Raw genomic sequence first — 1,302 nt, 5'->3', positions numbered from 1 at the left:
TGTCCCGTCCTGAGATAAGTTGACACATTGGAGACTTATCTATGAAACCTTCAGTATCAATCAATATAAAACGTACTCAACGAGATTACACGTTAGGCTTTAAATTAGCGGTTGTTAGTCAAGTAGAAAAAGGCGAGCTAACGTATAAGCAAGCTCAAGACCATTATGGCATTCAAGGGAGAAGTACCGTCCTAACATGGTTACGAAAACATGGTAGATTAGATTGGTCCCAGCCGATTGAGCATTCACCTATGTCCAAATCTACAGAAACACCCGCCCAGAAAATCAAACGATTAGAGAAACAAGTCTCCAATCTCGAAATGAAAAATATGATTTATGGCGATATGGTCGAGTTACTTAAAAATGAGTACGGTATTGATTTAGAAAAAAAGTACTTAGCCGAACGCTCTGGCTTGCCAAAGAAAAAGGCACTGTAAAGCTAGCGACAGCGAGTCGGCAGTTTAACCTATCAAGACAAGCTGTTTATCAATGGAAGCAGCGCTTAGCAGCAAGAGCTGACATGTTAAAACCGGTGATGACGATGGTTATGTATTGGCGTCAGTTCATGCCCAGAGTGGGTACGCGTAAGCTTTATCAACTCATCAAGCCACAGTTACTTAAACAAGGCATAAAGCTAGGTAGGGACGGCCTATTTCGGTATTTGAAACAACACAATATGTTAGTAAAGCCTAGGAAGAATTACACCAAGACAACCCATAGCCATCATTGGTTGAGAAAACACCCAAACTTACTCAAAGACAGAGTGGTGAAGGGGGTTGAAGAGGTGTTTGTCAGTGACATAACCTACGTAAAATCAGACGAAGGAACTCACTATTTATCATTAGTCACAGATGCATATTCAAGAAAAATAATGGGTTATGAATTAAGTGATGAAATGAAAGCCAGTGATGTCGTTAAAGCATTGGAGATGACGATAAAGAATCGTCAGACAACCAGTGATGTCATTCATCATTCAGATAGAGGGATACAGTACTGCTCAGCAGAATATCAACATAAATTGGCTGCGAATGCGATAAGGCCATCGATGACAGATGGGTATGATTGTTATCAGAATGCGTTAGCTGAGCGAGTGAATGGTATTTTGAAGCAAGAGTTTTTACTTTACCGTTGTCGTACGATGAAGGAGCTGGCAATACTCATCAAAGAATCGATTAGGACTTATAACGAGTTAAGACCGCACCTTAGTTTAGGAATGAAAACCCCAAACGAAGTGCATGAAAAAGCCAGTCGGGAGTTCCAACTGGCTTAATAAAAACCGTCAACCTATTTTAGGACTAGACA

Annotated in this window: 1 protein-coding gene; it reads left to right on the top strand. The window is 40.6% G+C overall.

The features are described 5' to 3' along the window. The first annotated feature begins 41 nt into the window (after positions 1 to 41). Positions 42 to 1,270 (top strand): IS3-like element ISShfr4 family transposase gene (locus H5181_RS20260; protein WP_123883017.1). Its coding sequence is split into 2 segments (ribosomal slippage): positions 42 to 393 and positions 393 to 1,270, totalling 1,230 coding nucleotides; the frame shifts between segments, so codons are not numbered across the junction. Positions 1,271 to 1,302: the final 32 nt, after the last annotated feature.

It is taken from the genome of Shewanella sp. SG44-2 (genome assembly GCF_014164215.1).
In the GTDB taxonomy this organism is placed as follows: Bacteria; Pseudomonadota; Gammaproteobacteria; order Enterobacterales; family Shewanellaceae; genus Shewanella; species Shewanella frigidimarina.
This window is presented reverse-complemented; position numbering and strand designations above follow the sequence as displayed.